Raw genomic sequence first — 15,958 nt, 5'->3', positions numbered from 1 at the left:
CCGAGGTAGAACCGTGACGACCGCACCCATCCCGCCCCAGCACGTCCAGACGTTCGCGGACATCGCGGCCCAGCTCGCCGCCCGCGTCGGCACGGTCGTGCTGGGCAAGCCCGACGTGGTCCGGCTGGCGCTGACCGCGCTCTTCGCCCAGGGCCACGTCCTGCTCGAGGACGTGCCCGGCGTCGGCAAGACCACGCTGGCCCGGGCGCTCGCCTCGGCCGTGCGCGGGCAGTGGCGGCGCATCCAGTTCACGCCGGACCTGCTGCCCTCGGACGTCTCCGGCGTCACCATCTTCAACCAGGCCAGCCGGGGCTTCGAGTTCCACCCCGGCCCGGTCTTCGCCAACATCGTCATCGCCGACGAGATCAACCGCGCCTCCCCCAAGACGCAGTCCGCGCTGCTCGAGGTGATGGAGGAGCGCCGGGTCACCGTGGACGGCGTTCCGCACCCGGTGCCGCAGCCGTTCCTGGTCGTCGCCACGCAGAACCCGGTCGAGATGGACGGCACCTATCGGCTGCCCGAGGCGCAGCTCGACCGCTTCCTCGTGAAGCTCTCGGTGGGCTACCCGTCGGAGGAGGTCGAGGTCGAGGTGCTGCGCGGGGCGGCCGGACGCTCCCCCGACACCCTCGAGCCGGTCACCGACACGGCCACGGTCGGCGAGATGGTCAAGCTGGCCCAGCGGGTGCACGTCGCCGACGCCCTCTACACCTATGCCGTCCGCCTCGCCGCCGCGACCCGGAACCACTCGCAGGTCCGCGTCGGCGTCAGCCCGCGCGGGGTCATCGCCCTGACCCGCGCGGCGTCGGCCTACGCCCTGATCCACGGACGCGGCTATGTCCTGCCCGAGGACTTCAAGGCGCTGGTCGGGCCGGTGTTCGCGCACCGGCTCCTGCTGTCCGCCGATGCCCAGCTGCGCGGCGTCACGGCGGCCGAGGTGCTGGAGGACGCGGTGCGCTCGGTCGCCGTCCCGCTGCCCGCCGGAACGGGCCCGGCCGCGAACGGGTCCCGGCCCGGGGCCACGCCCGCTCCCGGCAGCGCCGCCGCGCCTTATCCCGGCAACGCCGCCACCGCGCCCTATCCCTCCGTCGCCGCTCAGGCCACGCCAGCGGCCTATCCGAGCCACGCCGTCCCCGCCACGCCCGCGGCTCAGCCCGCCAACGCCGGCCCGGACAAGCCCGCGGCTCATCCGAGCACCTCCGCCGCGGACACGCCCGCGGCCTACTCCGGCAACGTCGGCGCGAACAAGCTTGCGGCCGATCCCGGCAATATCGCTGTGCCCTACCCCGGCATTACCAGCGCGCCTTACCCCGGTAACGCCGCCACGGCGACTTATCCGTCTGTCGCGGCTCCGGGTTCGTCCGCGGCCGGCACCGGCGGTCGGCCGACGCCTCCCTACCCCGGGAATACTGCGCCGCCGGCTGCGGTCGAGACGGTGCCCGGGGGTGCGGCCAATTTCCCTGACGCTCCCCGAGTCGGGGCGTGAAGCGGCTGCGGGGCATCACCAGCCGCGGCGCCGGGGTCGCCGGGGCGGCGGTGCTGTTGCTGACGGCCGGATTCCGGTTCGGCTATCCGGATCTGGCGCTGCTCGGGGCCGCGGCGGTGGCGGCGCTGGCGTGCGGGGTGGTGTTCGCGATCTGGCGGCCCCGGCTGGGCGTCGAGCGGGTCGCCGATCCCGACCGGGTCGCCCGGGGCGAGGCGGCGCGGATGACGCTGACCGTGCGCAACACCAGCCGGCTGCGCGCCGCGAACCTGGTCGCCGTGGACCGGTGCGGGGGCGGCAGTGTGCCCGTACCGTTGCTGCGGTTGCGGCCCGGCAGCGACACCACCGTCGACTATCCCGTGCCGACCACGCGCCGGGGTGTGGTGCCGGTCGGGCCGTTGCGGGTCACGCGCACCGACCCGCTCGGGTTGCTGACGTTGTCGCGTACCTATGGGGAAACCGCGACGGTCTGGGTGCACCCGCGGATCCACCTGCTCCGCGCGGTGCCCGCCGGGATGGCCCGCAGCCTGGACGGACACATCGACAAGGTGCCGCACGGGACGATCACGTTCGATTCCCTGCGCGAGTACGTGGTCGGGGACGAGTTGCGCCGCGTCCACTGGCGCAGCTCGGCCAAGGTCGGCGAGCTGATGGTCCGCGAACAGCTCGACACCAGTGAGCCGACGATCGTCGTGCTGCTCGACGATCGGGCGAGCGCGCACCCCGGCCGCGACCCGGAGTCGTTCGAGATCGCGTGCGAGGCGGCCGCGTCCGTCGTCGCCGCGGCGGTGCGCGAGGACCTGCCCGTGACGCTGCACCTGGTGTCGGGGCGGGCGCGGGGCCCCTTCCTCGACGTGCTGACCGAGGCGGCCCCGGGCGACGGCGACCTCGAAGCCACCGTACGCAGCCTGCGCCAGAGCCGCCTCGGCGACACGCTCGTGTACCTCACGGGTCCCGGCGGCCGCGCCGACCTCGGCACGGTGAGCGCGCTCCGGGGCCCGTACGCCGTGGTGATCGCCGGTCTGCTGGGTGACCGCGGAGCGACGCCGGTGGCAGCGGGCAGCGGCGTCATCGTGATCGAGGCCGAGAGCGGCGAGCAGTTCGCGGGCGCCTGGGACGGGGTGCGCGGATGGTGAGACGCGTCGTGGTCCCGGTGGTGCTGGCCGCGCTGATCGTCCTCGCCGGCGTCGTGCTCGGCCGGATCTACTCGGGCGACCTGCTCACCCAGCTGGTCGCCGGGGCGGCCGTGCTCTCGGTCGGCGCCGGCGCGGCCACGAGAAGGCTGCCGTCCTGGACCGTGGCGCCCGTGTCGGTGCTGCTGCTGGCGGGCTACACCGGGCTGGCCCTCACGATCGCCGCCGACCGCGCCGAGCTGGCCGGCCCGCTGACCCAGATCGTCCGCGACGCGCTCGTCAACGGCATCCCCCGGCTGCTCACGGCCATGATCCCGGTCGAGCCCACCCCGGACACGGTGGTCGTCCCGGTCGTCGCCGCCTGGCTGTCCGGGCTCCTCGCGCACGAGGTGGGCGCCCGGTCGGGGCGGGTGCTGCTGGGATGTGTGCCGCCGGCGGCGCTCTACGGTGGCGCGCTCTATGTGATCGGGCCCAACGCGGGCAGCGCCGGATGGCCCACGCTCACGTTCGCGGGGCTGGTCGTCCTGGCTCTGGCCGTCACGAGCCGCGGCCGGAGCACCGAGCCGGCGGACGCCCCTCGCACCAGACCGGCAGCGATCGGCCTGGTCGTCCTGCTCGGACTGATCGCGGTGACCGGGCCGTGGGTCGGCGGCCGGGTGAGTGCCACCCCGGTCGACCCCCGCCAGTACGTCGAGCCGCCGCAGGTGGACAGCCTCGACGAGAGTCCCCTCAACCGGATCTCGGGCTGGGCGCTCGCGCCGGACCAGAAGCTCCTCGACGTGGGCCCGAGCGGTACAGGCAAGGGGAAGACCCGGCTCCGGCTGGCCGTACTCCCCGACTACGACGGCATCACGTGGCGGGTCGGCGCCACCTATCGCAACGCGGGCCGGGTGCTGCCCGCCCCGGCGGCGTTGCCCGACGTCCCCGTCGCCCGGATCACGCAACGAATCACCGTCGACGGGCTGACCGGGCGGCTGCTGCCCGTCGTGCCGACGCCGACCGGGGTGGAGGGCACCCGCATCGCGTACGACGCGTCGACCGGCACGGTGATCCGGCCCGAGGAGCTGACCCCGGGGCTGACGTACACGGTGACCTCCGACAGCCAGGAACCCGACGTCAACCTGCTCCCGACGGCCGACTCCCCCGGCGGCGACGCGGTGGTCCGCTATCTGACCGTCGGCCCCGGCGTCCCCGACAACGTCCAGCGCCTCGCCGACCAGCTCGCCGACGGCAACGGCGCCGCCTACGACCGGGCGGCGGCGATCGAGGAGTTCCTGGCCGGGCATTACAAGAAGGTGGCCGACGCGCCGAGCGGGCACGCGTACCCCAATCTGCAGTTCTTCCTCTTCGGCGACCGCGACCGCGGCGGCCAGGTCGGGACGTCGGAGCAGTTCGCGGCGTCGTTCGCGCTGCTCGCCCGGCTCACCGGCCTGCCGTCGCGGGTGGTGGTCGGCTTCGACGCCCCGCGCGCGGGCGGCCCGGTCACCGGCGCCGACGCGATCGCCTGGCCCGAGGTCCTCTTCGACGACCTCGGCTGGGTCGCCTTCGACCCGATGCCCAAGAGCGACGAGCCCACCCCGGTCGAGGAGGACTTCACCCCCAAACCGTCCGACCCCCCGCCGTCATCCGAGCCGGCCCCACCCCCGAGTACGCCACCAGCCTCGACGCCACCCGCCGCAGTCGCCGAGCCACCGGCCCCCGGCGGCACTGCAGCGACACCGATCGCCCTGTCGTCCGGCGGCATCATCGTGCTGCTCGCCGCGGCAGTGCTCACCCTCCTGTCCCTGCGCCGCGGCCTGACCCGGCGCCGCCTGACCGAGGGCACCCCCGACGACCGCATAGCCGGCGCCTGGCTCGAATTCACCGACGCCCAGCGCCTCGCCGGCCGCCCCGTCCCACCCCACCTGGCCGCCACAGAAGCAGCCGCCCAGGCGCTCCGCCCCGCCATCCCACCCGAAGTCCCGCCGGACCCGGCCCGGCTCGCGGCCCCACCTGACCTCCCGGCCCCACTGACGGCCTTGGTCGACGGGGTGAACACGGTCGCCTTCGCCCCGGGCGCGGCCGACGAGACCCAGGCCTCCCGCGCGGGCGCCGAGGTGACCGCGTACGCCGAATCCCTCCGCGCCGACCGCCCCTGGTGGCGCCGACTCTGGTGGACCATCCACCCCGGCCCCCTGCGCTGGCACCGCGACGCGCGACCGGGTCGCCACTGACCGGTGCCCGGCTGTCCGGATGACCGGGGACTGAGCGCCGGCAGCGCGGAACCGGCGAGGCGGTACCGCGCTGCCGGGGGATCAGCTGTTGACGGCGAAGCTGATGCCGGACTTGGCCTGGGCCGCGGCGAAGATCACCGACAGGGGCGAGAAGTGGGAGCCGGAGCAGATGTCCTCGTTGGTGGTGCCGCTCAACACCCCGTACGCCCGGTTGTCGACCTCGCTGAAGAGCGGGCCGCCGCTGTCGCCGGGGCGCGTGCAGATGTTCGTGACGATGCCGCCGTTCTTGCCCGTCACGGTGCCGCACCGAGTGTTCAGCGAGGTGGCGCCGGTGTGGCAGGCCACCCAGCCGACCCCGATCTGGGAGTACGTGTACATGCCGGTGATCGGGAACAGCGGGCTCACGTTGGTGTCCCACACGCGGTTCGCCGGCTGGCCGTTGAGCCAGTAGGTCGCATAGTTGACGCCGCCGGTGACGACGTACGGCGCCACCATGCCGTCGTCGGCGGCCGTGGCTGCCGATCACCGTTTCCGGTAGGGTCTTCCGCCCTCATGCCGGCGGCGTGCGGAAGGTGTCGGCCGTGTCCTGGAGGCTCTTGGTGTAGGTCTGCCACCAGGCCGGATCGCCGGTGGCGAGGTTGTCGTTGTCGGGGCGCAGGCCGGCGGCGCCGTCGAGGAGTTCGCGGACGATGTCGGCGTGGCCCGCGTGGCGGTCGGTCTCGGCGATGACGTGGATGAGGATGCGGTGCAGGGTGACCGAGCTGTTGTCCGGCCACCACGGGACGGTGCCCGGGGTGTCGAGGGCGAGCGTGGCGATCGTCTCGTCGGAGTGGGCCCACACCCGCTGGTAGAAGGCGACGATGAAGTCCCGCGACTGCTCCGCCGTGGCCCACATGTCGGCGTTGAGCCCGTCGTCGGGACCGTGCCCGGGCAGCATGTCCGGCAGCGGCCGGCCGAAGGTGGCGCCGAGGTAGCCACCTTCGACCATGGCCACGTGCTTGACGAGCCCCAGCAGGTTGGTGCCCGTCGGTGTCATCGGGCGGCGGATGTCGTACTCGCTGAGGCCGTCGAGTTTCCACAGCAGCGCTTCGCGGCCTCGTTGCAGATAGTGGCGCAGCTCGTCCTTCATGGGGCGACTCTGCCACATCACCGGGCTCGCTCCGCCCACTCGGTGGCGTAGGCGGCCGTGCGGACGGTCAGGGGATGCTGCTGGCCGAGGATTCCGCGCGCCTTCCCGGCCAGCTCGGCCAGTTCGGCGGCGGCGCCGGTGGCGTCACCTGTCTCGCCGCGGGCCCGGGCCCGGTTGGCGGCTCCGCCGAGGGCGTACGGGTGGTGCTGCCCCAGCGTGTCGGCGATCTCGGGGACCAGGTCCTCGTACAGCCGCAGCGCCTCGGCGGCGTCCCCCGCGGCCAGCGTCCAGTAGGCCAGGTCGTTGGCCGCCACGAACACGTGCGGGTGCCGGGGGTGGAGGATGCGCCGGCGATCGGCCAGCAGGGCGTCGAAGGCGCGCACCGCGTCGCCGGGATGACCGTCGAGGCCGAGGAAGTGGGCGTGGTCGTTGCGCGCGGTCAGCGTGTCCTCGTCGTCGGGGCCCAGCACCCGCCGCAGGTCGGCAACGAGCGCGTGGAGATCGCGGACCGCGTCCCCGGGGCGGCCGCTCTGCCCGCACCACCGGGCCAGATAGATCCGGACCTTGAGCGTGAGCGGATCGTCGGGACCGAGCACGCGGCGGCAGTCGGCGAGCAGCGCGGTGTGCCGGCGGGTGGCCTCCGCGTGCTCGCCGGCCTGCCCTTTCCAGTACGCCGCGAAATGCCGCGTCCGCAGGGTGAAACGGTGGTCCGCGCCGAGCCCCTCCGACGCCCGGGCCAGCAGGCGGTCGAGGTATTCGCCCACACCGGCGAGGTCGCCCGACTCACCGAGGCTGTGCGCCAGACGGCCGAGCAGCGGATGCGGGGCCGGGGTCCACAGCTCGAACGAGTCGTGGTCGATCAGTGCCCGGGCGTTGGCGCGCAGCAGGGCCGCCACGGGGGCCGAGCGTTCCGTCTCCGGCCAGATCTCCAGCAGACCGTCGGCCGCCGGGCGCAGCGCCGCCGCCCGGTCCGCGGCGGGCTGTGCCGTCCACGTGATCTCCAGCAGCAGCGCGTGGGCCTGCACGCTGCGGTCGCCGTCGGCGTGCACTCTGGTCACCAGGCTGAGCCGCTCGAGCGCCCGGGTGGCGTCCTGCACGTCGGTGGCGGCCCGGCCGAGCCAGGCGGCGACCGCGGCCGTGCCGAAGAGGCGCTCCGGCACGCCGCCCGGGTAAAGGGCACTCATCAACCGCAGCACGGGCCGGGCCAGTCCCGGCGGATCGAGCTGGTCGGCGCGGTCGATCGACAGCCGCCAGACGCCGGCCAGCCGGACGGACTGCCCGTCGGGCAGCGCCGACCGCTCGGGCACGACGCCGGTCAGCCCCCGCTCGCGCAGTCGCTCGAGGAAGCCGCCGCCGGTGAGACCGCGGTCGAGCATGTAGGCCGCCACCTGCGACAGCATGACCGGCAACCGGCCGAGCCGGGCGATCACGGCGTCGACGCCGCTCTCCTGCGCGAGCTTGTGGGTGAGGTAGTCCCGCGCCTCGTCCTCGGTGAATTCGCCGACCTCGACGACCGTGCGGTGCGGGCCGCGCAGGTTGCTGTCGCGGCGGCGGGTGGTGACGATCGTGGTGCCGCCGTCCGTCCCGGGTGGCCACAGGCCGCGGAGGTCGTGCACGTCGCCCACGTCGTCGAGCACGACCAGCCAGTCGGCGTCGCCCGAGCCCAGCCATGTGAGGAAGGCGCGGGCCGCGCGCTCGGCGTGGGCCTCCGCCGTGCCGGTGACCATGCGCAGTGCCTCGGCGTAGCCCGCGACGATCGACTGCCGGGAGCGCGCGTCCACCCACACCACCGCGTCGGTGGCGCGCTCGGCCTCGATCCGGCCGGCGATGCGGAGGGCGAGCTGCGTCTTGCCGACGCCGGCGTCACCGGACAGGATCCAGCACCGCGTCGCGCTGCCGTCCGGGCCGTACCAGGCCGATCGTTCCTGATAGCCGGCCGCCTCCTGGGGCGGGAGGCCGGAGCGCAGGCTCCGGACGGGGCGCGCCTGCCGCAGCAGCCGGGTCCCGACGGTCGCGCCGAGCCGCTCGGTCCGCTCGCGATGCCGGCGCAGGGCGTGCGCGGCCCGCGGTTCGTTGCCCGCCCGCCGCAGCGCCCGGATCAGCAGGACGACGGCGTCGTCGTCCGGACCGTGCCGGCCCAGCTCGGCTTCGTACTCGTCGATCCGCTCGGCCGTCACTTCGCCCGCGCGTGACCACGCCTGGAACCGCACCTTCGCCACGTCCAGCCGCTCCTGTTCGAGCGTGGCCCGCGTGCTGCTCGCCCACCACCCGGGCAGACCGTCCAGCGGAGTCTGCTCGCTCAGCCCCAGCGCCGCCGTGGCGAGCGCGGCGGCCTGGCGCGGGCCGGTGGCCGTGGCCGCACGTCGGGCGAGGTCACGGAACCGGTGCACGTCGACCGCCTCTCGGGGCAGCCGCAGGCACAGACCCGAAGGGGTCGTCTCCAGAACGGCACCGCCGGGTGCGAGCGCCGTCCGCCACCAGCGCTCATACTTGCCGAAGGTGGCCGGGGCCGGCGGCCGGTCGTCCCACACCATCCGCATCAGCCGGTCGCGTGAGATCGGCTCTCCGGCGTGGACGGCCAGCACGGCGAGCAGGCACCGCAGCGGGGCCAGGTCGCGGGCAGGCATGAGCGGCTCACCGTCGTGCCGGACAGTCACCGGCCCGAAAAGCCGCACCTCCATTGCGCCCGGTTACCCCGATCGGCCGGCAGCCGTTCCTCTCTGTCAGGAAGGTGACACTCCGAGTGCCGCGGGAGTTCCGCCCGGAGTTCCGCCCCCGGATTCGACACTCCGGTATGGGCACACAGGCGAAATTGATCTCGGTGGTCACCGTTCTTCTCGGCATCGTCGTCCTGGTGGGAATCGGCATCGTCTCGAGCTCCACGACGGCGAGCCTCGTGGCGACCATCGTCGCCGCCGTCGTCCCGCTCCTCGTCTGGCTGGCCCAGGTGCTGCGCAGCACCCCGGCCGCGCCGCGCACCGACGACAGGCAGCTGGCGGCCGCTCGGAAAGCGCTGGCCGGGCATGTCGGAAAACAGTGGGAGCAGGAGGCGAAGCGGCGCAGCCTGGTCGCCGACCCGCCGCTGCGGGTGCGCTGGGCGACGGACAGCCGGCGTGTCACCGACCGGCTCGGCGCGGACAGTACGGGCATCGTCGGCAAGCTCCGGCGGGCCCTGAACCGGCTGCGGATGCCCGCGATCCTCACCCGCGACGAGTACGCCGACTATCTCGCGCGGATGTTCCTGGCCACCGGCGACCGCGAGCACCAGCCCCGGGCCGTCGTCGCGGGCGTGCCCGGATGCGGGAAGAGCACCTACGCGCTGCTGCTCACGCTGGGCCTGCTCGGACGGGAACGCGACGGTGGGCCCGTACCGGTGCTGCTGTCGCTGGCCTCCTGGGACCCGGGCCGGGAAAGCGCCCGGGAGTGGATCACCCGCCGCATCACGGAGACCTATCCCCTGCTGGGTGACGCGGCGGAGTTCGGCTCCGGGGCGGCGCGGGCGCTGGTCGACGGCGGGCACGTCCTGCCCGTGCTCGACGGCCTGGACGAGGTCCCCGCCCCGCTGCGGGCCGCGGCGATCAGGCGCCTCAACGCGGACTTCCCGACCGGCGCCCTGGTCGTGACGTGCCGCTTCGCGGAGTACAACGAGCTGGTGGCGGAAGATCCGCCGCTGGCCGACGCCGCGGTCCTGAGCCCACTGGCGGTCGACCCCCACGATGCCGTGGCCTGGCTCGCGGCGCACTGCGACTCGGCCGGGGACCTGGCCCGCTGGGAGCCGGTCTTCGCCGCCCTGCGCGCCGGGGCCGGGACCCCGGTCGGCTCGGCGCTGTCCAGCCCGCTGTTGCTCACGCTGGCCGGCGCCGTCTACGCCGGGCCGGACAGCCGCCCGGGCGGCCTGACCGATCCGGCGCGGTACCCCACCGCCGAGGACGTCCGCCTCGAGCTGCTCGACGAGTACGTTCCCGTCGTCTACCACGCGGCGGACGACGCCGGCGACGAGGAGGGCGACGACCGCCCGGCCCGGATCGCCTGGGATCCCGGCCGGGCCGAGCGGTGGCTGGGCTTCATCGCCGACCAGATGCGCGGCTTCGACAAGGTCGAGCTGCTCTGGTGGCGCCTGCACCGGGCCGTGCCGGCACGCGCCTTCGGCGTAGCGGCCGGTGTCCTGGCCGCCGGGTGCTACGGGCTCAGCCGCGGACTCCCCCAGGGGCTCACGAAGGGCTTCGCGATCGGCATCGCCGTCTGCGTCCTGCTCGGGCTTCTGCGCGGCCGCCGCGGCCTGCCCGTGTCGTGGGTGTCGGCCCTGGTCACCACGGCCGTGTCGGTCGCCCTGATCGGCTGGCCCATGGTCGGCGCCCGGGCGGCGGGCCTGGACGCCGTCGAGATGGCCCTGGGCGTCGGCCTCTGCCTGGTACGACCCGCACGGCTGGCCGGATCCACGGGCGCTGCCGCGGCGTACGGGCTCCTGGTCGGCGCCCTCGACGGTGCGGCGTGCGGGATCTACGCCGCGGTGACCGGGCCGGACGAGTTCGCGAGCACGGCCCTCGGCATCTGGCTGGCGGTGACCCTCGGCGTCACGATGGCCGGCGTCTCGGCGCGGCTGCTGATCGACCATCCGGACCCGGCGGCACCGGCCCGTACGGAACTCCGGCTCGGCCGGCGCCGCACCTGGCCGGTGCCGCAGATGGCCTCGGCGCTGGCCGTCGGCGTCCTCGTGGGCTGCGCCGGCGGCCTGGTCGGCGGGCTCAAGCAGGGCGACCTCGGGTACGGCCTCGCATTCGGCGCCACCTTCGGCCTGGCCGCCGGGATCCCGGTGGGACTCGTGGGCGGCTTCCTCCGGTGGTTCAACGAGCCGGTCAAGACGATCCCGACCGCGAGCCCGCTCTCCACCCTGCGCAGCGACCGGCTGTCGGCCCTCGTCCACCTCCTGGCCATCGGCGCCGTGTGCGCCCTCGGGATCGGCGTCCTCGGCCGGGCCCTCTTCGCCGTGACCGGGGCCGCTGCCGCGTTGCCGCCGCTCGGACCGGTCACCGGTCTCCGCTTCGGGCTCTGCATCGGCGGGGTCTTCGCCGCCTGCCTGACCTCCTGGCCGGCCTTCGTGACGGCCCACGTGACGCTGGCGGTCACCGGCAAGATCCCCTGGCGGCTGATGTCGTTCCTGCAGGACGCGTACGACCTCAATGTCCTGCGCCGGGAGGGAGCGGCCTACCAGTTCCGGCACTCCGACATCCGGGACCGGCTGGCCGACCGTTACCGCACCGGCGCACGCCGTCGCGGCAGCCGTGTCACGCGGGTTCGACAGGCAGCCACAGCTCGCACGTCGCGGTGCTGAAGTCGGCGGCCCGCTCCAGCGTCGCGACGATCTCCGGGCCCGGGCGCAGCCGCCACGGGTTCGACGGGAACCATTCGGTCGCGGTGGCGGCCCACAGCGACTGCAACGTCCGCGGGTGCGGGCCCGCGGCGCGGAAGACGGCCCAGCGCCCGGCCGGGACTTCGATCACGTCCAGGCCGTCGGGCGCGGGCGTCTCCTCGCGTACGGCAACCCCGTGCACATAGGTCAGCTCGCTGCCCTCCGCCCGGTCGGGATCGAGGTCGTCGCTGACCGCGAGCAGCCCGGCCGGCTCGGTGTCGCCCAGCGCCCGCAGCCGGGCGTGCTCCTCCTGCGGCAAAGTGGTGACGTGGCGCTGGATGTGCGGGTTGACGCCCTGGTGGATCAGCGGTACGCGGGTCGCGTGTCCGATGATCCGGAACGCGGGGCGGTCGGCGATGCGGGTGTCCATGCGGTCGTTCCCTTCGACGGTCAGGCGGAACCTGAGCTGCGGTTGCGTGCGAAGGGGGCTGCCTGCGCGGCGTACCTCGCCGGGGCCGGCGCCGTGGGCCGCCCGGAACGCCCGCCCGAACGCCTCGGCCGAGCCGTACCCGTACCGGACGGCGATGGTGAGCAGGCTCTCCTCGCCGCGGACCACGTCGGCCGCGGCGACGGTCATCTGGCCCCCTTCGGCATCCACTCTCGCCGGGGGCACGCCGGCGCCGCCCGACATCTGGGGGCCATCCGGTCAGCGGTCCCGGACCACGATGCCGAGGGCCTGGGCCAGCGCCGGGGCGGCCTCGGCGAGCTGGTCGCGGTCGATGATCGCGCCGCGGAGGCTCTCCCAGCCCTCGGCCACGTCGAGCTCGCGGGCGCCGCGCAGGTCGATCGGCTTCCGGGCGACGACGCGGCTGAAGCGGGCGCGGCGCAGGGCCGAGCCCGGGAAGGTCACGCCGACCAGGGTGGCGCCGCCGAAGTCGACCTCGGTCAGGTCGCAGTCGCGGAAGACGACGTCCTGGAGGCGGGCGCCGCGCAGGTTGAGGCTGTCGACCTTGCAGCCCTGCACGACCACGCGGCGCCAGCTTCCCCCGTACGCCTGGACGCCGGCCAGCACCCCGTCGAGCACCGTGACGTCCATCAGCTCCGCCTCGGCCCAGCTCGTGCCGATCCACCTCGTCCGGCTGATCCACACGTCGCTGAGCCGGGCCTGCCCGAAGTCGCCGCCCGTGAACGTCGTCCCCGTGATCGCGCTCTCGCCGAAGCGGGCACCGGAGGCGACGGGATCCTCGAGCTCGCCGCCGTCCAGGTGGACCTCGGTGTAGTCCTCGTCCCGGCCGAGGGGGCCGGCGAAGGGCTGCAGATGTTTGGCGTACGGCAGGTCGGAAAGGTCTGTCACGCCGAAAGCTTAAGCGTGGGCCGTCCGGAGGCGCCCCGCCGTGTGGCGGGTCCACTGCACCGTCCGGTCGAGGATGCCCCGCGCCATGATGACGATGCACGTGATGCCGTTGAAGAAGGAGGCCGTGACGTCCGACGGGTGGTGCATGCCCCGGTAGAGCCGGCCGAGCGCCACGCCCACCGGCACCAGCACGAGGAGCCAGCACAGCGTCTTCACCCACGTGTGATGGGCCAGCGACGCGAGCAGGAACGCCAGCCCGATGTAGAGGGCGACCGCCGCGGACGTGTGCCCCGACGGGAAGCTCGACGTCGGCGGCGAGGTGTCCATGTGCGTGACCGAGGGGCGATGCCGGTCGATGACCAGCGTGGTGAAGAAGAAGACGATCGCCTGGGCGCTGACCGCGGCGCACAGGAACAGCGGCTCCCGCCATCGCTTGAGCACCAGGCGCAGGATGATCGCCACGAGCGCGGTGACGGCGATGATGACCGGGGTGCTCCCGACCGTACTGAAGAAGTAGGAAATCGCGTTTCCCACGGGCTCACGGTCGCTCGCGAAGTCACGATTGACCGTGTCCTCCACGGTGAGCGGCCAGGTGTGCGCCATCACCTTGGTGACGAGCAGGCCCAACCCCACCATGACCACGAAGAGTACGGCCACCGGGGCGAGGATCCGCTTCAGGAACTGAACCACGACGTCGGACATGGCCGCGCTTGTACCCAGCCGCTTTCACAGATACGCATCAACGTGTCGCGGCGGCCAGACCCGGGTCCACGCCCTGCTCGACGACGGGCAGCAGCCCGCGATGGGTGAACGCCGCAGCGGTCGCCGCGACGACGGCCACCCCGAGCAGCCACCCGGCCACGACGTCGCTCGTCCAGTGCACCCCGAGCACGATCCGGGTCAGCCCGGTCAGCCCGGCGACCACGGCCGCGGCGGCCCAGACCGGCCAGCGGTGCCGGAAGATCGGCAGCAGGACGAGGACGAAGACACCCGCGGCGAGGGCGGCGTTGAGCGCGTGCCCCGACGGGAACGAGAAGCCGGCGGCCCGCGCGACCGGGTCGAGGAAGCTCGGCCGGTGCCGTTCGACCAGCAGCTTGAGCAGCGCGCCCAGGATCCCGCCGGCCGCCATGGTCGTGACCACCCAGAGCGCCGCTCCCCGGTGCCGCCGCCGCCACAGCCAGATGACCAGCACCAGCGCGGCCGCCCGCAACGGCCAGGGCGCGAAGATGTTCGTCCACCAGACGCTCACGTCCACCCACCCGGGATGCCGCAGCGCCCACTCGTGCACGGCCTGCGTGACGCTCGCGTCCCCCTCGTGCAGCGGCGCCCAGTCGCCCGCCACCAGGACGGCGAGCAACGCGAAGGGCACCAGGACCGCCACCGCGATCACGGCGACAGTGGTGACGCGCAGCCCCAGTCTCATGAAGAAGACCACTACCCGCGGCCGGTCGCCCCTATGCCTCGGGGATCACCCGCCGGGCCAGGGCGACGAGATCCGGTACGGCCGGATGGCTCGGCGGCTGCTGCCAGGCCAGATGCACCGGCACGGCGGGGACGCCGGCGAGCGGAACGTAGGCGACGGCCGGATCCGGGTAGGTCGCCGCGGTGCCCGTGGTGGTGATACCGGCGGCGTGACCGGCGGCGACGGCGGCGATCCAGTCGTCGGTGTTGGCGACCTCGACGGTGGCCGGGGTCGCGTACGGTGGCCAGAGACCGAGGGTCGCGGCGCCGGCGATGGTGTTGACGGCGATCGGCCCGGCGGCGAGATCGCGCAGGGTGAGCCGGGGCCGCCGGGCGAGCGGACTGTCGGCGGCGACGGCGGCCATCCGCGGCTCGACCAGGAGAACCACGGCGTTCCCCCCGGCGGGGAGGCCGGCCTCACCCCGGATGACGGCGACGTCGACGGCGCCCTGGCCGAGCCCGGCGCTTCGATCGTCGACGCGCAGCAGGTGCAGCGGCGTGCCCGGGTGCTCTTCCTTCCAGCGACGCAGCAGAGGCGTGGTGTGCTCGCCCAGGGCGGACCACGCGTGCCCGAGGCGCAAGGGCCAGGTCCCGGCCCGGGCGGCGCCGAGGGCCTCGTCGACGGCTGTGACCGCGGCGGCGGCCCGCGACTGGAACGCGTACCCGGCCGGGGTGAGCCGCAGGTGATGGGTGGACCGGTCGATCAGGCGGGCACCGAGATGGGCTTCCAGCTGGCGCAGCGTGCGGGAGAGCGCGGGTTGCGTCACGTGCAGCCGGGCCGCCGCCCGGGTGATGGTGCCTTCGGCCGCGATGGCGAGGAAGGCGCGCAGATGCCGCAGCTCCACGGTCATGACCACAGAGCATAACCGCAGCCCATTCGGCATTTCCCGGGCCGCAGGAGCGGCTTCTAACGTCGACGCGTGAACCGAGATGCCACGGCGGTGGGGCTGGTCCTGGGAGCCCTGCTGTCGGGTCCGTTCGGCGGGGCCGTCGCGGCGCTGCTCTTCCCCCGGGTCGGCGTGGACGGGGTCGTGACCCTGCGGCTGACCATCGCGGCGCTCGTGCTCCTGGCGGTGAGCCGCCCCCGCGTCCGGGGACATCGGCGCGCCGACTGGTGGCTGATCGCCGGCTTCGGAGCGGCGCTGGCCGGCATGAACACGCTGGCCTACCACGCGATCGCGCGGATCCCGCTCGGTCCCGTGGTGATGCTGGAGGTCCTGGGGCCGCTCGTGCTGTCGGTGGTGACCGCCCGCCGCGCGGCCGGCTGGCTCTGGGCGGGCCTGGCCGCGGCCGGGGTCGCGGTGCTCAGCAGCACCGGGTTCGACCGGCTCACCCCGGCCGGGATCGGCTTCGCGGCCGCGGCCGGCGCCGTCTGGGCCGGATACATCGTGGCCAGTGCCCGGGCCGGGCAACGCTTCCCCCGTACGGACGGCCTGGCCCTGGCCATGACCGCCGCCGCGATCATCACGCTGCCCCTCGGCGCCGCCACGGCCGGAACCGCGCTGATCGACCCGCCCGTCCTGGCCGCCGGCGCCGCCGTGGCGGTGTTGTCCTCCGCGTTGCCCTACTCCCTGGAGCTGCTGGCCCTGCGCCACCTGCCCACCATGACCTTCGCCGTGCTGATGAGCCTCGGACCCGCCGTCGCCGCGGTCGCCGGCTATGTCGTCCTGCACCAGCGGCTCAGCCCCGTCGAGGGGCTGGCCATCGCCCTGGTGATCGCCGCCAACGCCGGCGCCGTGGCAATGCCGGCCCCGGTCTCCGCGAGTGCGCCGGGCAAGGACTGACCGTTAGTCTCGCGGTTGAGTCCGTTGTCCACCATTCGGTGGGCGCAGGAGTGG

General features: G+C 74.2%; 12 protein-coding genes and 1 pseudogene. 5 read left to right on the top strand and 8 right to left on the bottom strand.

Translation table 11 applies throughout. The features are described 5' to 3' along the window. Positions 1 to 13: 13 nt before the first annotated feature. The 3 genes and pseudogenes from RAN62_RS30180 to RAN62_RS30170 form a co-directional block, all read left to right on the top strand. Positions 14 to 1,003 (top strand): annotated as a pseudogene (locus tag RAN62_RS30180) (AAA family ATPase); the annotation flags it as partial. A gap of 476 nt (positions 1,004 to 1,479) precedes the next feature. Then, the gene (locus RAN62_RS30175; protein WP_305788204.1) at positions 1,480 to 2,616 is read left to right on the top strand and encodes a DUF58 domain-containing protein; all 1,137 of its coding nucleotides are present in this window, start codon (positions 1,480 to 1,482) and stop codon (positions 2,614 to 2,616) included. After that, a complete protein-coding gene (locus tag RAN62_RS30170; protein WP_305788203.1) occupies positions 2,610 to 4,826 on the top strand; it encodes a transglutaminase TgpA family protein in 2,217 nt (738 codons plus the stop codon). Before RAN62_RS30175 ends, RAN62_RS30170 begins: the two co-directional genes overlap by 7 nt. An 81-nt stretch (positions 4,827 to 4,907) precedes the next feature. Here the strand turns inward: RAN62_RS30170 and RAN62_RS30165 are convergent, their stop codons facing one another. Genes RAN62_RS30165 through RAN62_RS30155 form a run of 3 tightly spaced genes read right to left on the bottom strand, consistent with a single transcriptional unit; the run spans position 4,908 to position 8,582 of the window. Further along, the gene (locus tag RAN62_RS30165; protein WP_305788202.1) at positions 4,908 to 5,321 is read right to left on the bottom strand and encodes a chymotrypsin family serine protease; all 414 of its coding nucleotides are present in this window, start codon (positions 5,319 to 5,321) and stop codon (positions 4,908 to 4,910) included. A gap of 55 nt (positions 5,322 to 5,376) precedes the next feature. Further along, a complete protein-coding gene (locus RAN62_RS30160; RefSeq protein ID WP_305788201.1) occupies positions 5,377 to 5,955 on the bottom strand; it encodes a DinB family protein in 579 nt (192 codons plus the stop codon). Positions 5,956 to 5,972: 17 nt separating this feature from the next. Next, positions 5,973 to 8,582 carry an AfsR/SARP family transcriptional regulator gene (locus RAN62_RS30155; RefSeq protein WP_305788200.1) on the bottom strand — a complete coding sequence of 870 codons (2,610 nt, stop codon included), beginning with the start codon at positions 8,580 to 8,582 and terminating at the stop codon, positions 5,973 to 5,975. Between the two features lie 194 nt (positions 8,583 to 8,776). Here RAN62_RS30155 and RAN62_RS30150 point away from each other — a divergent pair, with 194 nt between their 5' ends. Continuing rightward, on the top strand, positions 8,777 to 11,287 hold the full coding sequence (locus RAN62_RS30150; RefSeq protein ID WP_305788199.1) for an NACHT domain-containing protein: 2,511 nt from the start codon (positions 8,777 to 8,779) through the stop codon (positions 11,285 to 11,287). On the opposite strand, the gene RAN62_RS30145 is transcribed toward RAN62_RS30150, so the two are convergent. From RAN62_RS30145 to RAN62_RS30125, 5 genes are all read right to left on the bottom strand, one after another. Beyond that, a complete protein-coding gene (locus RAN62_RS30145; protein ID WP_305788198.1) occupies positions 11,241 to 11,942 on the bottom strand; it encodes a GyrI-like domain-containing protein in 702 nt (233 codons plus the stop codon). The genes RAN62_RS30150 and RAN62_RS30145 overlap by 47 nt on opposite strands. A 69-nt stretch (positions 11,943 to 12,011) precedes the next feature. After that, entirely contained in the window at positions 12,012 to 12,659 is a 648-nt protein-coding gene (locus tag RAN62_RS30140; protein ID WP_305788197.1) for a pentapeptide repeat-containing protein, read from the bottom strand. Between the two features lie 9 nt (positions 12,660 to 12,668). Further along, a complete protein-coding gene (locus RAN62_RS30135) occupies positions 12,669 to 13,361 on the bottom strand; it encodes a phosphatase PAP2 family protein (RefSeq protein ID WP_305788196.1) in 693 nt (230 codons plus the stop codon). Between the two features lie 37 nt (positions 13,362 to 13,398). After that, positions 13,399 to 14,082 (bottom strand): phosphatase PAP2 family protein, encoded by a 684-nt coding sequence (locus RAN62_RS30130; RefSeq protein ID WP_305788195.1) that lies wholly within the window; start codon positions 14,080 to 14,082, stop codon positions 13,399 to 13,401. Between the two features lie 31 nt (positions 14,083 to 14,113). Further along, entirely contained in the window at positions 14,114 to 14,971 is an 858-nt protein-coding gene (locus RAN62_RS30125) for a LysR family transcriptional regulator (RefSeq protein WP_305788194.1), read from the bottom strand. 69 nt (positions 14,972 to 15,040) lie between these two features. Between RAN62_RS30125 and RAN62_RS30120 the strand changes: the two genes are divergently transcribed. Continuing rightward, positions 15,041 to 15,904 carry an EamA family transporter gene (locus tag RAN62_RS30120; protein WP_305788193.1) on the top strand — a complete coding sequence of 288 codons (864 nt, stop codon included), beginning with the start codon at positions 15,041 to 15,043 and terminating at the stop codon, positions 15,902 to 15,904. Positions 15,905 to 15,958 lie beyond the last annotated feature (54 nt).

It is taken from the genome of Symbioplanes lichenis, from assembly GCF_030709675.1.
In the GTDB taxonomy this organism is placed as follows: Bacteria; Actinomycetota; Actinomycetes; order Mycobacteriales; family Micromonosporaceae; genus Actinoplanes; species Actinoplanes lichenis.
This window is presented reverse-complemented; position numbering and strand designations above follow the sequence as displayed.

What these genes read in the sequence shown, in the direction of transcription:
- RAN62_RS30125 (WP_305788194.1), bottom strand. Translation starts at nt 14,971, where the DNA reads ATGACCGTGGAGCTGCGGCATCTGCGCGCCTTCCTCGCCATCGCGGCC.
- RAN62_RS30160 (WP_305788201.1), bottom strand. Translation starts at nt 5,955, where the DNA reads ATGAAGGACGAGCTGCGCCACTATCTGCAACGAGGCCGCGAAGCGCTG.
- RAN62_RS30155 (WP_305788200.1), bottom strand. Translation starts at nt 8,582, where the DNA reads ATGCCTGCCCGCGACCTGGCCCCGCTGCGGTGCCTGCTCGCCGTGCTG.
- RAN62_RS30130 (WP_305788195.1), bottom strand. Translation starts at nt 14,082, where the DNA reads ATGAGACTGGGGCTGCGCGTCACCACTGTCGCCGTGATCGCGGTGGCG.
- RAN62_RS30165 (WP_305788202.1), bottom strand. Translation starts at nt 5,321, where the DNA reads ATGGTGGCGCCGTACGTCGTCACCGGCGGCGTCAACTATGCGACCTAC.
- RAN62_RS30170 (WP_305788203.1), top strand. Translation starts at nt 2,610, where the DNA reads ATGGTGAGACGCGTCGTGGTCCCGGTGGTGCTGGCCGCGCTGATCGTC.
- RAN62_RS30145 (WP_305788198.1), bottom strand. Translation starts at nt 11,942, where the DNA reads ATGACCGTCGCCGCGGCCGACGTGGTCCGCGGCGAGGAGAGCCTGCTC.
- RAN62_RS30135 (WP_305788196.1), bottom strand. Translation starts at nt 13,361, where the DNA reads ATGTCCGACGTCGTGGTTCAGTTCCTGAAGCGGATCCTCGCCCCGGTG.